16 protein-coding genes are annotated in these 14,283 nt (G+C 44.1%); 13 read left to right on the forward strand and 3 right to left on the reverse strand.

Annotated elements, in window-relative coordinates:
- Nucleotides 1-63 precede the first annotated feature (63 nt).
- A complete protein-coding gene (locus tag BMX69_RS23325) occupies nt 64-621 on the reverse strand; it encodes an SOS response-associated peptidase (protein ID WP_100043670.1) in 558 nt (185 codons plus the stop codon).
- A gap of 35 nt (nt 622-656) precedes the next feature.
- Nucleotides 657-1,136, reverse strand: a complete 480-nt coding sequence (locus tag BMX69_RS23330) for a DUF2127 domain-containing protein (RefSeq protein ID WP_100043671.1) — start codon at nt 1,134-1,136, stop codon at nt 657-659.
- A 240-nt stretch (nt 1,137-1,376) separates the two neighbouring features.
- Here BMX69_RS23330 and BMX69_RS23335 point away from each other — a divergent pair, with 240 nt between their 5' ends.
- The 12 genes from BMX69_RS23335 to BMX69_RS23390 all read left to right on the forward strand — a co-directional run bounded on the left by BMX69_RS23335 (nt 1,377) and on the right by BMX69_RS23390 (nt 11,663).
- Nucleotides 1,377-1,805: a pyridoxamine 5'-phosphate oxidase family protein gene (locus BMX69_RS23335; RefSeq protein ID WP_242941323.1), complete on the forward strand. Its 429-nt coding sequence runs from the start codon at nt 1,377-1,379 to the stop codon at nt 1,803-1,805.
- A 200-nt stretch (nt 1,806-2,005) separates the two neighbouring features.
- The gene (locus BMX69_RS23340) at nt 2,006-3,943 is read left to right on the forward strand and encodes a fructose-1,6-bisphosphatase (RefSeq protein WP_100043672.1); all 1,938 of its coding nucleotides are present in this window, start codon (nt 2,006-2,008) and stop codon (nt 3,941-3,943) included.
- 119 nt (nt 3,944-4,062) lie between these two features.
- Nucleotides 4,063-4,536, forward strand: a complete 474-nt coding sequence (locus tag BMX69_RS23345; protein WP_100043673.1) for a DUF1700 domain-containing protein — start codon at nt 4,063-4,065, stop codon at nt 4,534-4,536.
- Nucleotides 4,537-4,731: 195 nt separating this feature from the next.
- Nucleotides 4,732-5,424 carry a C40 family peptidase gene (locus BMX69_RS23350; protein WP_092240401.1) on the forward strand — a complete coding sequence of 231 codons (693 nt, stop codon included), beginning with the start codon at nt 4,732-4,734 and terminating at the stop codon, nt 5,422-5,424.
- Between the two features lie 131 nt (nt 5,425-5,555).
- Nucleotides 5,556-6,299: a C40 family peptidase gene (locus tag BMX69_RS23355; protein WP_025231418.1), complete on the forward strand. Its 744-nt coding sequence runs from the start codon at nt 5,556-5,558 to the stop codon at nt 6,297-6,299.
- A gap of 349 nt (nt 6,300-6,648) precedes the next feature.
- Nucleotides 6,649-6,870, forward strand: a complete 222-nt coding sequence (locus tag BMX69_RS23360; RefSeq protein WP_054791748.1) for a hypothetical protein — start codon at nt 6,649-6,651, stop codon at nt 6,868-6,870.
- 157 nt (nt 6,871-7,027) lie between these two features.
- On the forward strand, nt 7,028-7,336 hold the full coding sequence (locus tag BMX69_RS23365; protein WP_025231420.1) for a rhodanese-like domain-containing protein: 309 nt from the start codon (nt 7,028-7,030) through the stop codon (nt 7,334-7,336).
- 72 nt (nt 7,337-7,408) lie between these two features.
- Nucleotides 7,409-7,957 carry a phosphodiesterase gene (yfcE, locus tag BMX69_RS23370; protein ID WP_100043674.1) on the forward strand — a complete coding sequence of 183 codons (549 nt, stop codon included), beginning with the start codon at nt 7,409-7,411 and terminating at the stop codon, nt 7,955-7,957.
- Between the two features lies 1 nt (nt 7,958).
- A complete protein-coding gene (locus tag BMX69_RS23375; RefSeq protein ID WP_330387548.1) occupies nt 7,959-9,107 on the forward strand; it encodes a THUMP domain-containing class I SAM-dependent RNA methyltransferase in 1,149 nt (382 codons plus the stop codon).
- A gap of 42 nt (nt 9,108-9,149) precedes the next feature.
- Nucleotides 9,150-10,532: a lectin like domain-containing protein gene (locus tag BMX69_RS23380; protein WP_242941324.1), complete on the forward strand. Its 1,383-nt coding sequence runs from the start codon at nt 9,150-9,152 to the stop codon at nt 10,530-10,532.
- A 25-nt stretch (nt 10,533-10,557) separates the two neighbouring features.
- Nucleotides 10,558-11,172: an RdgB/HAM1 family non-canonical purine NTP pyrophosphatase gene (gene rdgB / locus BMX69_RS23385; RefSeq protein WP_025231424.1), complete on the forward strand. Its 615-nt coding sequence runs from the start codon at nt 10,558-10,560 to the stop codon at nt 11,170-11,172.
- Nucleotides 11,172-11,663 carry a metallophosphoesterase family protein gene (locus tag BMX69_RS23390; RefSeq protein ID WP_054791749.1) on the forward strand — a complete coding sequence of 164 codons (492 nt, stop codon included), beginning with the start codon at nt 11,172-11,174 and terminating at the stop codon, nt 11,661-11,663. Before rdgB ends, BMX69_RS23390 begins: the two co-directional genes overlap by 1 nt.
- 154 nt (nt 11,664-11,817) lie before the next feature.
- Here BMX69_RS23390 and BMX69_RS23395 read toward each other — a convergent pair whose 3' ends face one another.
- Nucleotides 11,818-13,215: a family 4 glycosyl hydrolase gene (locus BMX69_RS23395; protein ID WP_100043675.1), complete on the reverse strand. Its 1,398-nt coding sequence runs from the start codon at nt 13,213-13,215 to the stop codon at nt 11,818-11,820.
- A 163-nt stretch (nt 13,216-13,378) separates the two neighbouring features.
- Here BMX69_RS23395 and BMX69_RS23400 point away from each other — a divergent pair, with 163 nt between their 5' ends.
- Nucleotides 13,379-14,236 carry an AraC family transcriptional regulator gene (locus tag BMX69_RS23400; RefSeq protein ID WP_054791750.1) on the forward strand — a complete coding sequence of 286 codons (858 nt, stop codon included), beginning with the start codon at nt 13,379-13,381 and terminating at the stop codon, nt 14,234-14,236.
- The last annotated feature ends 47 nt before the right edge of the window (nt 14,237-14,283 follow it).

A 14,283-nucleotide genomic window follows, 5' to 3' on the forward strand; every position in this document is an offset into this window, starting at 1 on the left:
ATTTTATATAATCGTTATATTATATGCATAGATTTTTAAAATTGCTATGGCAGAGCCAATCTTTTATATAGCCTTATACTGTACTTCACTGATTGCCTGATTCATTGTACTAACCGGGTCATGTCCATAAAGCCATTCGTCGTGACTTTTTTTGGAGAGAATTACCGGCATTCTGTCATGAATAAATGAAATGCCGGACCAGGCCGGACGAGTCAGGATAACGAAAGAGGAGTCTCCTGTTTGTAAGTCTGTTTTTGATAATCCCGCCATCCATACCGGACTTTTTTCCGGAGCCATCAGGGCATACTTCACCTTTTGCTTTCCCCGGCGTTCCCATTCAAAATACCAGCTTGCAGGAACCAGGCAGCGTCCCTCCATCATCGGACGCCGAAACATATTTTTCTCTGCTGCCGTCTCGCTTCGGGCATTAATTATCTCACCTTTGCCGTCATACTTAGGAAATCCCCAGCGCATTGCTTTCATGATTCCATCCGGGGATAATACAGGTGCAAGGTTAGTCGGGAATATTTCTCCGGTTTTTACCGCAGTTTTTCTCTCTACTTCGGCAACAATTGAACGTAATTCGCTGTCATCTATTTCAATGTAATATCTTCCGCACATGTTATTAACCACCTTTCCAATTAAACTTTTATAAATCAGGATTTGATTCTCTTATATTCCAAATAGGTTAATGCAATCATAACCGCGTCAAAAATGGTGAGCACGATGAGAAATGCAGATTGAGTCAACGTATAGCGGTATATCTGATATGCCATAAAAAGAAGAAAAGAGATGATGGTCAGCGGATATGCCCATCGCTTTTTGCGCCACAGTAAAAGAATCAGGATGCATTTTATAACCCCGTGGGACATTAAGTAAAATACAGCAAAATGCTGGGTGCTGATTGAAAAGCTGTTGCTTAAGCTTATCAGGAAATTTGCCACGATGTCCTTAGGGTCTTCTGATAATTCATGCCGGGTTAAAAATAGTGTCAGCCAGTTCAACCGGGTAGGGCTTAGAAATATCAGGAATGCCCCGCCAACAATTTCCATCAGGCCATGAATGCCCTTTAAAAGCAGTCCGATTTCAAAACTGATATGAACGAGATCTTTCTGCCCATTAGTAATATGTTTCATCTATACCTCCAAATGGAACCTCATAAATTTGTCTCCTTCTTTGCATTGAAGAGATTATATCACTTACAGTATGCAGCATCAAGGTGTGATTATAAACATAATGAAAATTTTAAATATCCGATTGACGATTGATAGTTGGTAGTTTTTTAACAATATGAAATTATTAAAGCAGGAACATGACATACTGTTGTCTTAATTGATGTGATATATTTATTTCAAATAAAAAAACAGGAGGCAAATATGATGAATGAAGAAGTTATTACCAGAGCCGGAGAAATTATTGAAAGAAAGACCGGTGGAGGAAACGAGGGATATTGCGTATTGGCGTTGATTGACAAAGACGGTTATCCGACCGCCTCCACGATATCCGCATCAAAGGCAGATGGTATCGACTGGATCACATTCTGCACTGGACTTGGAAGCAATAAATCCAATCGCATTAAACAATGCAGCCTCGCCAGTGTTTGTTTTAACGGAATAGACCACAATATCACCCTGGTGGGGACAATAGAAATATTAACCGATCCGGATATAAAAAAAGAGATGTGGTACAAGGGGCTTGAAGAAAATTTTGACGGACCGGAGGATCCAAATTACTGTGTTCTGCGTTTTAAAACAGAACGTTACAATCTATTTGTTGATTGGAAGGAAGCAAAAGGAACATTATAAAGGGAAAGAACCAACGATTCCGCAAGCTGCTGGCTATGGTGTTTAAGCCGGCAGCTTTCTTGTTGTGCAGGATCAAATCAAGGGAAGTCTTGGCCCCATGGGGACTGCCTTGCTAAAAAGGGTTTTAAATTGAAATCTTTTATGATACTATAGCTCTATAGAAATGCAGCAGCATCGCTTCAGGGAGAAGGGGAGGTATTATGAGAAGTTTGGCGTATTTAAAACTGATGGCAAGGGAGTATCCGACGATTAAGGCTGCTTCCAGCGAGATCATCAACCTTACTGCCATACAGGGCTTACCAAAGGGAACAGAATATTTTTTCAGTGACTTACATGGTGAATATGAGGCATTTGTCCATTTATTAAAAAGTGCCTCAGGCGTTATCCGTGAAAAAATCACGGAAACATTCAGCCACATCATACCAGAGAAAGAAGAAGTGGCGTTAGCCAACTTAATTTACTATCCGGAGCGGATCATGAATCAGCTGGAGCTTAAGGGCCTGGCAGACGGAGACTGGCAGAGAGTGACCATCTACCGGCTGGTACAGATTTGCAAAGTGGTTTCATCAAAGTACACCAGATCCAAGGTAAGGAAGAAAATGCCCCCGGAGTTTGCCTACATTATTGATGAGCTGCTTCATGTGGATTATAATGATGATAATAAACGTGTATACTATAATGAGATCATACGGTCCATCATTGACATCCGGGTGGGAGATAAGTTCATCATAGCCTTATGCGAGCTGATCCAGAATTTGACCATTGACAGCCTGCATATTATCGGAGATATTTTCGACCGCGGTCCAAGGGCGGATATTATTATGGATGAACTGCTGCAATTTCATGACGTTGATATCCAGTGGGGCAATCATGATGTTTCCTGGATGGGAGCAGCCACCGGGAATCTGGCCTGTATCTGCAACGTACTGCGTATCGCTATCAGCTATAACAGCTTTGATGTGCTGGAGGACGGATACGGCATCAACCTGCGTCCCTTATCCATGTTTGCAGCCAGGATTTACAGAGAGGATCCCTGCGATCGGTTTGTACCCCAGATCCTTGATGAAAACATCTATGATGCGGTGGATCCGGGGCTGGCGGCAAAGATGCACAAGGCCATTGCGATCATTCAGTTTAAGGTGGAAGGCCAGATCATAAAACGCCATCCGGAATATGAGATGAGCGACCGGATCCTGATTGAGGCCATTGACTTTGACCGGGGTGTTGTGACCGTAGAGGGTAAGGAATATCCAATGCTTGATAAATTCTTCCCAACGGTAGATCCTAAGGAACCATTAAAGCTGAGTAAGGAGGAAGGAGAGCTTCTCCATACCCTTCAGCTTTCTTTCATGCATAACGAGCTTCTTCATAAGCATATTCGTTTTCTGTATTCTCATGGAAGCATGTACAAATGTTACAATTCAAACCTCCTCTACCATGGCTGTATTCCTATGAGGGAGGATGGCTCCTTTGAAGAGATCGTTGTGGATCACCATGCTTACTCAGGGAAGGCGTTAATGGATTACGTGGACCGGAAGGCTCAAAATGCATATTTTATGCCGGAGGGGTCTGCGGAGAGTGAGGATGCCAGGGATTTCATGTGGTATCTATGGTGCGGAGCCAAATCTCCGGTTTACGGCAAGGGGAAGATGACGACCTTTGAACATTATTTTATCGAAGATCCATCTGCTCACAAGGAGCCTATGAACCCTTATTACAGACTTAGCATGAAGGAAGAAACCTGTGATAAGATATTAGAAGAATTCGGCCTTCCTAAAAAAGGTTCCCACATCATCAACGGTCACGTTCCGGTGAAAATAAAGGAAGGGGAATCGCCGGTGAAGGCGAGAGGCAAGCTGTTCCTCATAGATGGAGGGCTGTCAAAGGCCTACCAGACTAAGACAGGAATCGCAGGCTATACGCTCATTTATAATTCCAACCATCTGGCTCTTGCGGAGCACAAGCCCTTTGATCCGAATAAGGAAAGCACGCCAAAAGTTTCAGTTGTTGAGAACATGAAGAACCGGGTCATGGTGGCGGATACGGATAAAGGCGCGGAGCTGGCCGAGCGGATTGCAGATTTAAAGGAACTGGTGGCGGCATACCGGGATGGCGTAATTAAGGAGAAGGTAGAGTAGTCTGTTCGGATAAGCCCTATTATGAAATTTTAAGAATTTTTTCAGAGAAGGCTTCTTTACGAAGTCCCTGTCGGATGATACAATAATCAAAGCTATTTACTTAATTGAAGGAGGCTCAGATGAGCAGACAGGAGTTTTTACAACGCTTAAGGGAGGCTTTATCAGGTGAAGTTCCTGGAAGCGTGATTGAAGAAAATATCAGGTACTATGAAGAATATATCGGCACGGAAGTGAGAAATGGTTCTACGGAAGAGGCAGTGATAGCCTCCATCGGCGATCCAAGACTGATTGCCAAGACTATTTTAGAGGCCAGCGAGAATGCAAAGAGCAGCGGATCCGGAAGAACTTTTTACGAATCCTACTCTGGCGCGGATCGGAATGTGTATGAGGATCCAGGTAATTCCGGGCGCCGTATGCATTACATTGACTTGAGCAAATGGTACTGGAAGCTTTTGGGAGTTACGGTTCTTATCTTATTTTTCTTTCTGATTGCCAGCATTGTTACAGGGATTTTCAGCCTTCTGATGCCTATTATGGGCCCTTTGCTTTTGGTATTTCTCATTGTCTGGTTCGTAAAAGGAACGAAACGATAAAGTCAAATAAATTTAACAAGTATATGGAAATATTACGAAACTGTGACGGCAGTTATGACGCATAAAGCGCCATAACTGCCGTTTTTGCTTGACAAATTCGAGGAATAAGTATATAATTCGAAATGTAACAATTATGTAACATTTTAATGAAGTATTGCGGGAACGACAGAAAAACGTAAAAACAGGAGATTTAATATGAAGAATAAAATGTGGAAGGCGATGGGCCTTTTAGGGATTTTAGCAAGTTTAAGCTGGACTCCCCAGGTAGAGGCGAAAGCAGCGGAAATTGCTGTAGAAACCAGCACAACACTTTATGCGAAGATGGATATGCCTGTGTCTGTCAGAGAAGCTGCGGATAAGTCGGGAACGGCTCTTTCCCAGGCAGGGGAAGGCCAGACTTATGAAGTGGTTGAATCCCCAGGAGATGGCTGGATTAAAATAAAGACTCCGGAAGGAGAAGGTTACATACAAAGCGATGCTGCGACCCTGATTGAGAAGACTCAGGAAAAGGTGGACAAGTCTGTAATGCAGCGCCAGAAAATTGTAGATTATGCGCTTCAGTTTGTGGGCGGACGCTATGTCTACGGAGGAGTTAATCCCAAAACAGGAGTGGATTGTTCTGGATTTACCAGCTATGTATTAAGGAATGCGGCTGGTGTAAGCTTAAGCCATAGCTCTAGGTCTCAGGCAGGGGAGGGCCGCAGCGTCAGCTACGAGGATGCCCGTGCAGGGGATCTGGTATTTTATGGAAAAAATGGATCCATTAACCATGTTGCCTTATATATGGGAGACGGCCGGGTCGTCCACGCTTCCACAGAAAAGACCGGAATTATCGTAACAAACGTCATGTATCGCAAACCTGTGAAATTTGTCAGGGTTTTAAACTAAAATAATTTTAAATTCGTGCACTTTTAAATAATACTTGACGAAAAGATAAAATAATTGTATAATAACCGTAATGAATTTAATACTTATGTAACATTTGAAAATCAAAAAGTAAAAATAGGAGCAATTTCCCGATGATAAACAATGCATGGAAAACGTTAGGACTTATGGCTTTTTGCGGAGCAATGGTAATGGCAGTTCCTTCAGATGTAAGAGCAGATGAAATTTCCGGTCCAGGACTCAGTTATGGGAACTATATGGTGACCGTTGATGCAGATAATGTAACGATCAGCAAGGATGAAGCTGGTAAGGAAGCGCTTATGACCGCTTCCAAAGGATCTTCCTTTGAAGTTGTACAGGATATGGGCGGCGGATATATGAAGGTTAAGATCAATGATACATATGGCTATATGCCAGTAGAAGGCAATGCAACCGTATCTTCAACCGATGAAGAAACATTGGCTGCATTGGAAGTTAAGACTCAGACTCAGACTCAGACAGAGGCGGTTGTTAATTTCAGACAAAGCATTGTTAATTACGCTCTTCAATTTGTAGGCGGACGTTATGCCTATGGCGGCAGCGATCCACGTACCGGAGTAGACTGCTCCGGATTTACCAGATATGTGATGCAGCATGCAGCAGGCCTCACTTTAAATCGTTCCTCAGGTGGACAGGCTTCCCAGGGAAGAACAGTCGGCGCAGATCAGATGCGTCCGGGCGATTTGATTTTTTATGGAAGCGGATCATCCATAAACCACGTTGCCATGTATATCGGTAATGGACAAGTAGTGCATTCATCAACTTATAGAACAGGTATTAAGACTTCACCGTGGAATTATCGGGCACCTGTAAAAATCGTCAACGTTCTTGGCGATTAATGAAATAGCGGATAACCGGATTTTGGAAGGGATATAAGACCCTCGGCATTTTATGCTGGGGGTCTTTTGATGCTTAAATCAGAAAAAAGAGAAACAGCCGGAATAGGGGAGCTATTTCGGCTGCTTCTGAGGGGAGTATAAATAATTAATAAGGATGAGGGGAAAACCCCTCATTTTGATTATAATATAGCTGTGATAAAAATGCAAAGTATTTTTACAAAATATGGCTGCATTTTCGAATAATATATCATTTCCTCTTTAATTTTAAAATAAAAAAACAATTGTATAATATTTTATAAACCCGCCATACTAACGATGTAACGAAAAACGCCGACAGGAGGTATTTATTATGTCTAAGAATGATATGGAGAACTCCAGGAACTCCCAGAACAACAACCAGAACAACAACCAGAATAACAACCAGAACAACAATCAGAACAATAATCAGAATAACAGCCGTAACTCCAGCAGGGACAGCAGCCGTAATTCCAGCAAAGACAGCAGCCGTGATTCCAGCAGGGACAGCAGCCGTGATTCCAGCAAAGACAACAACCGTAACAGATTCAACTAATAACGGAAGTTGTTTTAATTGTTCTTGAGAAAAGGCGCGGGAAAGTGACAAAGAGGTCCTTTCCTGCGTTTTTTTGATGAAATCTTCCTGTTTCTATATGATTTTCGCAATCCTGAAAATATGGAATATATTATTACTAGAAAGGACAGGTGATAGTATGTTCAAGACCATACCGATTTGGGAAATCGATCACTATATCGATTACTATAGTGATATTATGATTATAGATCTTCGCAGTCAATCGTCCTACAGGCAGTCCCATATTCGGGGAGCGGTAAATCTGCCATATGAAAATATGGATCGTTGGGTAAGCAGCTTGCCAAAAGATAAACTTTTGATTATTTACTGTTCCAGGGGCGGACAAAGCATGATAGTCTGCAGAAATTTGGAGCAGTCTGGATATGATGTAGTCAATATAGCCAATGGAATCACTTATTACAAAGGAAAATATATGGTTCGCGGATAGGTAAATTCATTGACAGAATTACCCCGCTAGCCTTAAAATATACCTATTAAATACAAAAGGAGAAAACAACCTATGAAATATATGATTGCTTCCGACATTCATGGTTCTGCCTATTTTTGCAGGAAGCTGTTAGATGTATATAAAACTTCCGGAGCCGGCAGGCTGATCCTGTTAGGAGACATTCTATATCATGGCCCCAGAAATGACCTTCCAAGGGAATATGCCCCGAAAGAGGTGATTTCCATGCTAAATGAATGCAAAGACCAGATCTATAGTGTAAGGGGAAATTGTGACACAGAAGTGGATCAGATGGTACTGGAGTTTCCTATTCTTGGGGATTATGCCCTGATTGCCGTCTCCGGCCTGACGATCTATGCCACCCATGGACACATTTATAATCAGGAAAACCTGCCTCCGTTACAAAAGGGAGACATCTTGCTTCATGGACACACTCATATCCTGACAGCAGAGCGTTTTGGAGATATTACCATATTAAATCCAGGCTCAGTGTCCATTCCAAAGGGCGGTAATCCTCCTACTTACGGTATGCTGGAGGATAAGGTGTTCCGTGTTATGGATTTTGACGGGAATGTAATAAAAGAGATGAACTTAGGAGAATAAAGTGAAAAAAACATTTGAACTGATCGCACCCTGCCATTTCGGTATGGAAGCGGTTTTAAAAAGAGAGATCACGGATCTCGGTTATGACATTGCATCAGTAGAAGACGGAAGGGTTACCTTTATTGGAGATGATGAGGCCATCTGTCGTGGGAATGTTTTTCTTCGTACGGCAGAAAGAGTTTTGCTAAAGGTGGGAAGCTTTCATGCAGAATCCTTTGAAGAGCTTTTTCAAGGTACTAAGGCAATTTGCTGGGAAGATTTTATACCTCAGGATGGGAAATTTTGGGTCGCCAAAGCTTCATCAATTAAAAGTAAATTATTCAGCCCCTCAGACATCCAGTCCATCATGAAGAAAGCCATGGTGGAACGGTTAAAAGGGGCTTATGGTGTGGAGTGGTTTCCGGAGACCGGAAGCAGCTATCCTCTGCGGGTATTCCTTCATAAGGATGAAGTGACCGTTGGCATTGATACCACTGGAGATTCTCTCCATAAGAGAGGATACCGTACATTGACCAGCAAAGCTCCGATCACGGAAACCCTTGCTGCGGCCCTTATTATGCTGACTCCATGGAACAAGGACCGGATTCTTGTCGATCCTTTCTGCGGAAGCGGGACCTTTGTGATTGAAGCGGCCATGATGGCGGCCAATATGGCCCCAGGCATGAACCGTTCCTTCCTATCCGAAGACTGGAAAAACCTGATTCCAAGAAAGTGCTGGTATGAGACAATGGATGAGGCAAACGACCTTTTGGATTCAGATGTCAAAGTGGATATACAGGGCTATGACATAGACGGTGAGATTGTAAAGGCTGCCAGAGCTAATGCAGAGTCAGCCGGAGTGGATCACATGATCCACTTTCAGCAAAGACCCCTGACTGCCTTAAGTCATCCAAAGAAGTACGGTTTTATTATTACGAATCCCCCTTACGGAGAACGAATTGAGGAAAAGAAGAATTTACCGGAGCTGTACCGGCAGATTGGAGAACGGTATAAAGCTCTTGATGCATGGTCCCTGTACATGATCACTGCCTACGAGGAAGCTGAGAAATACATCGGCAGAAAGGCGGATAAAAACCGGAAAATTTATAATGGTATGATGAAAACCTATTTCTATCAGTTTATGGGGCCAAAGCCCCCAAGGCTTCGATGAGCCAAAGGCGAATCGAACTTTCTTAAAGAAAAGGAGATTCGGTTGAAGATTAAAGGATGGTTTTTCCTATTTCTGATGATCATCTGTTTTTCTGCAGGATACAGGACTCCCAGTTCGGAGATCATTCCTGTGAATATAGCAGACCAGGATTATTTAAAAGAGCCGGGAAGTGCACAGGCGAACAGCCGGGGGGTGTCATCGAAATCGGAAATTATAAATGAGCAGCTCCCGGCCTTTTATGATGGGAGAAAAGAAGGCCGGGTTCCTTCTGTGAAAAACCAGGGTTCCATTGGAACCTGTTGGGCTTTTGCCTCACTGCAGGCCTTGGAAGCGGCCCTGCTCCCCGGTGAAAGCTATGAATTTTCAGAAGACCATATGTCATTGAACAATGGGTTTTGCATTCCCCAGGAAGAGGGCGGGGAATATACCATGTCAATGGCCTATCTGTTGTCTTGGAGAGGACCGGTATTGGAAGCAGACGACCCATACGGCGATGGCATCTCCCCCGATGGCTTAAAAGCGGTAAAGCATGTTCAGGAGATCCAGATCCTGCCGGATAAAGATTTTGAAAAAATTAAACGGGCGGTTCTTATGTATGGAGGGGTTCAAAGTTCCCTTTATACTTCCCTTGCGGAAGGGGACATCCGGTCTGAAGCCTATAATGAAGATGCCTACGCCTATTGCTACACTGGCACAGAGCCTCCGAACCATGATTCTGTGATCATTGGCTGGGACGATGCTTATCCGAAGGAGAACTTTCATGGGGAAGTTCAGGGAGATGGAGCATTTATTTGTATGAACAGCTGGGGAGATGGATTCGGAGACCAGGGATATTTTTATGTATCCTATTATGATTCCAATATTGGAAGGAATAACATTGTTTATACGGTTGTGGAAAACACGGACAATTATGACCACATTTATCAGTCCGATCTCCGGGGCTGGGTCGGCCAGCTGGGATATGGAGAAGATACCGTGTGGTTTTCTAATGTTTACGAGGCCGGAACCTCCCAGAACCTTGAAGCGGCAGGCTTTTATGCTACAGGTCCCCATACTTCCTATGAGGTTTATGTGGTTCGTCATGCGGGGAGGGAATCCGATATTTTGGAAGGTCAGGATTTTGACCGGAAAGTTCTTCTTACCAGGGGAAGCTTTGACTATGGAGGATACTATACGGTGCCCCTTATGGGAAATCATCGGGAAGACTTAGAACTTTCCCCAGGGGAACGCTTTGCAGTTATCGTAAAGATTACTACGCCGGATGCAGTTCATCCTGCGGCCATTGAGTATGATGCGGGAGATGGACGTACCTTTGTCAATGTCACAGACGGAGAAGGCTATATCAGTGCTGATGGCATGACATGGGAACGGGCTGAAGAGAAAAGGTGTAACCTGTGCTTAAAGGCATACACAAAAGACCGGTGAAAACGTTTTATGGAGGACGGAATAGATGAACGATAAAAAGATCGTATTTGCTACAGGAAATGAAGGCAAAATGCGGGAGATCAGGGAGATCCTAAAAGACTTAGGAATGGAGATCCTCTCCATGAAAGAGGCCGGTGCAAGCCTTGATATTGTGGAAGATGGAGCTACTTTTGGGGAAAACGCGGAGATAAAGGCAAGGGCAGTGTGGAAAAGAACCGGAGGAATCGTGCTTGCAGATGATTCTGGCCTGGTTGTGGACTGCTTAAATGGAGAGCCTGGGATCCTTTCTGCCAGATATATGGGAGAGGACACTTCCTATGAGATTAAAAATCAGAATATCCTCGACAGAGCTGCTCATGCAAAGGGCGGAGATAGAAGCGCCCGTTTTGTCTGCAATATTGCCGCAGTGCTCCCTGATGGAACGGTGCTCCATACGGAAGAATCCATGGAAGGGCTTTTGGCTGACCAGCCTGCCGGAAAGGAAGGCTTTGGCTATGATCCCATCCTCTATATACCGGAATTCGGAGTAACCAGCGCCCAGCTTACCATGGAACAGAAGAATAAGATCAGCCACCGCGGAAAGGCTCTGGAGGCCATGAAAGGCCGGCTTAAAGAAACTTTTACAGGAGGGAGAGAATAATGAAAATACTGATTGTCAGTGATACGCACCGCAAAGATGAGAGTTTACATAAGATCATTGCAGAAACCGAATCGCTGGACATGCTGATCCACCTGGGGGACTCAGAAGGCAGCGAAGACAAAATAGCGGGCTGGATTCCCGCAGGCTGTGAGCTTCAGATGGTTCTTGGCAACAATGATTTTTTCTCGGATTTGGACCGGGAGAGGGAAGTGGTAATAGGGAAGTACCGGGCTTTGCTGACCCATGGCCATTATTATAATGTATCCCTTGGGGTTGAGCGCCTGGAGCAGGAAGCTGCGGATAGAGGAATTGATATTGCTATGTACGGTCATACCCACAGGCCTTTTTATGAGGTACATAACGGGATCACGATATTAAACCCGGGCAGCCTTTCTTATCCCAGACAGGAAGGGAGAAAGCCATCCTACATGATTATGGAGATCGATGAGCAGGGGGAGGCACATTTTACCCTGAAATTTCTGGAGAAATAAACGCCTGTTTAAGCAAAACGCAGGATTACTCCAGAAAGGCTGGGGCAATGGCTCAAAATAGAATAAGGCGCTGCTGCAAAAAAGACAATCTGTATCAGATATAGTATCTGATGTTTGATTAGCTTTTTGCAGCAGCTCCTTATTTTTTATAGTATTATTTCCAGCCCTCCGGCAGATAGGCCAGGGTATTTTCGATCATATCGTCTGCCAGCTTTTTAACTTCTTCTTCTCCAGCCCGGTCTTTTACCAGGGGATCGTTTAAGAAGGCTTCGTATACCAGGGAGCGGTCATGAGTGAGAGCGGCTTTAAGAATCCGCTGATGGTTGGCAACATGTGGCTCGATCAGTTCAAGGACATTCTCCGGAATGGCGCCAGCTACCACCGGTTTAATGCTGTCCCGGCTGAACAGAGCGTTGGTTTCAACGACGGCCTCTGCCGGCAGGTTAGGAATTTGCAAGAAGGAATTTGGGATATTGACATTGCTCACGGTTTTTTCAAGTCCGCACAAAGCTTTGATGAGAAGGATTCCTTCTTCTCCGGATGCTTTCCGTTCAATTTTCTCTTCTCCCCCAGCAAGACGGTGGCTCTTAGCTAAACGGTTCTTTAAATCCTCTTTTCTCCAGGCAACGGTAGTTAGGCCGAATTTCCAGCTCTTTACGGTTTCCGGGTCTTTTAAGTAATCGCTTCCGGGCATGAATTCTGCAAGATGGCGGTCACCGGCAGCAGCAATCAGGCCATAGCGGCGGAAAAGATCAAACTTTACCCTGTGAGCGCATTCAAAGCTGTTGTTAGCCCAGTTCTTATCCGGTTCGTTGTAGCCTTCCTCATAGTGAGCGTCAATATAATTACGGTAAACAGGGAATAAGTCGATTCCCTTGTAGGAAGCCTGGTCAAACCAGGTGAAATGATTGATTCCCAAAACATTTACATTGATGTCCCTTCGGTCAACGTTTTCAAAGCCAAAGGTTTCTTCACAGATTCCCTTTAAAACCTTCTGGGTGCCGAATACTTCATGGCAGCAGCCGAAAGCCTTGATCTCAGGGAATACGTGGTAAAGAGTCTTTACGCAAAGGGACATTGGATTTGTATAGTTGATGATCCAGGCATTTGGTGAATATTCTTTTATAGCTTCTGCGATGGTCACAAACATCGGGATGGTGCGGAGAGCACGGACCATTCCTCCGGGACCGGCGGTATCACCTACGGACTGGTAGATGCCAAGCCTTTCAGGAAGATGGACGTCTGAATCCATCTCATCAAAGGTTCCGGGGAGAATGGAGATGACAGCAAAGTCACAGCCCGTTAAAGCTTCCTTTAAGGAGGAGGCGGTGACGTAATTCCATTTTCCAGTGGTATCTTCTCTGTTTGTCAGTTTGTTTCCGATGATTTCATTATTTTTTGCGGCTGTCTCATCGATGTCATATAAACGGATTGTTCCGCTTAAGGAATCTTCCATGGACAGATCCGTCATAAAGGTCCAGGCCCAGCCTCTGGAGCCGCCTCCGATATAGGCGATATTAATATCGCTGACTTTGTTGTTTGCATATTTCATAAGGGTATCCTCCTGATAAAAGAATAATTCTGTAAAAGGTTTCTTGGTTATTGTTGCAAGTTCATTTTAGTACCATTATAATGGATTATAGTATTAGAAATCTTATATAATCGGGGCTTTTTTTAATAAAATCATACTTTTGGCTACTATTTTGGAGGCGGGGATGGAAAAAACCATATTTTCGGAAAGCATGGAGGGAATCACCATTGATGAGGTGGTCCGGGACCAGGAATATTCCATGGCAATGAAGCATTTTCATGATACCTACGAACTCTATTTTCTTCTGGAAGGGGAACGTTATTATTTCATTGAGAAAGAAACCTATTATGTGAAAACAGGGGATGTCGTTTTGGTAAACCGGGAACAGGTCCATAAGACGAGCCAGGCTGGAAGCAGGAGACATGACCGGATCCTTCTCCAGCTAAGCGGAAGAATTCTGGAGCCATGGCTTAAGCAGGCAGGGGTCTCTTCCCTTGAGAAGCTTTTTGGAGATTATTATGGAGTGGCAAGACTTTCCCAGGTGGAATGGGAAGAAATGAAGGGGCTGCTGCTGGGGATTTCAGAGGAACTGATTCACCGGAAAGAGCGGTATGAGATAATGGTAAGATTGAAGCTTTCCCAGATTTTACTGATGGTCTACCGCAGCAGGAAGAAGACTGTACTTAAGGAGATGCCTCCCACGGTTCAGACTGCAAAGCATGGAAAGGTGCATGAGGTGGCAGAATATTTAACACTTCACTGCGAGACAGGGGAGAGCTTAGAGGAACTGGCAGAGACATTTTTTATCAGCAAATCCTATTTGAGCAGAATCTTCCGGGAGGTAACCGGGTTTTCTGTAAATGAATACAGGAACTTGGCCAGAGTGAGAAAGGCGAAAGAACTTCTGGCAAAAAGTGGGTATTCTATTACGGAAATATCAGAAATCCTTGGATTTGAAAGTATTACCTATTTTGAGCGGGTATTCAAAAAGCATACGGATGTGACACCGTTAAAATACAGAAAGGCAGGGGGAGAGGCCTAGTGACATAAGAGGCAGCAGAAACGGGTTATGAAATGGCATAAAAAGAA

The organism is Lacrimispora sphenoides JCM 1415, assembly GCF_900105615.1.
In the GTDB taxonomy this organism is placed as follows: Bacteria; Bacillota; Clostridia; order Lachnospirales; family Lachnospiraceae; genus Lacrimispora; species Lacrimispora sphenoides.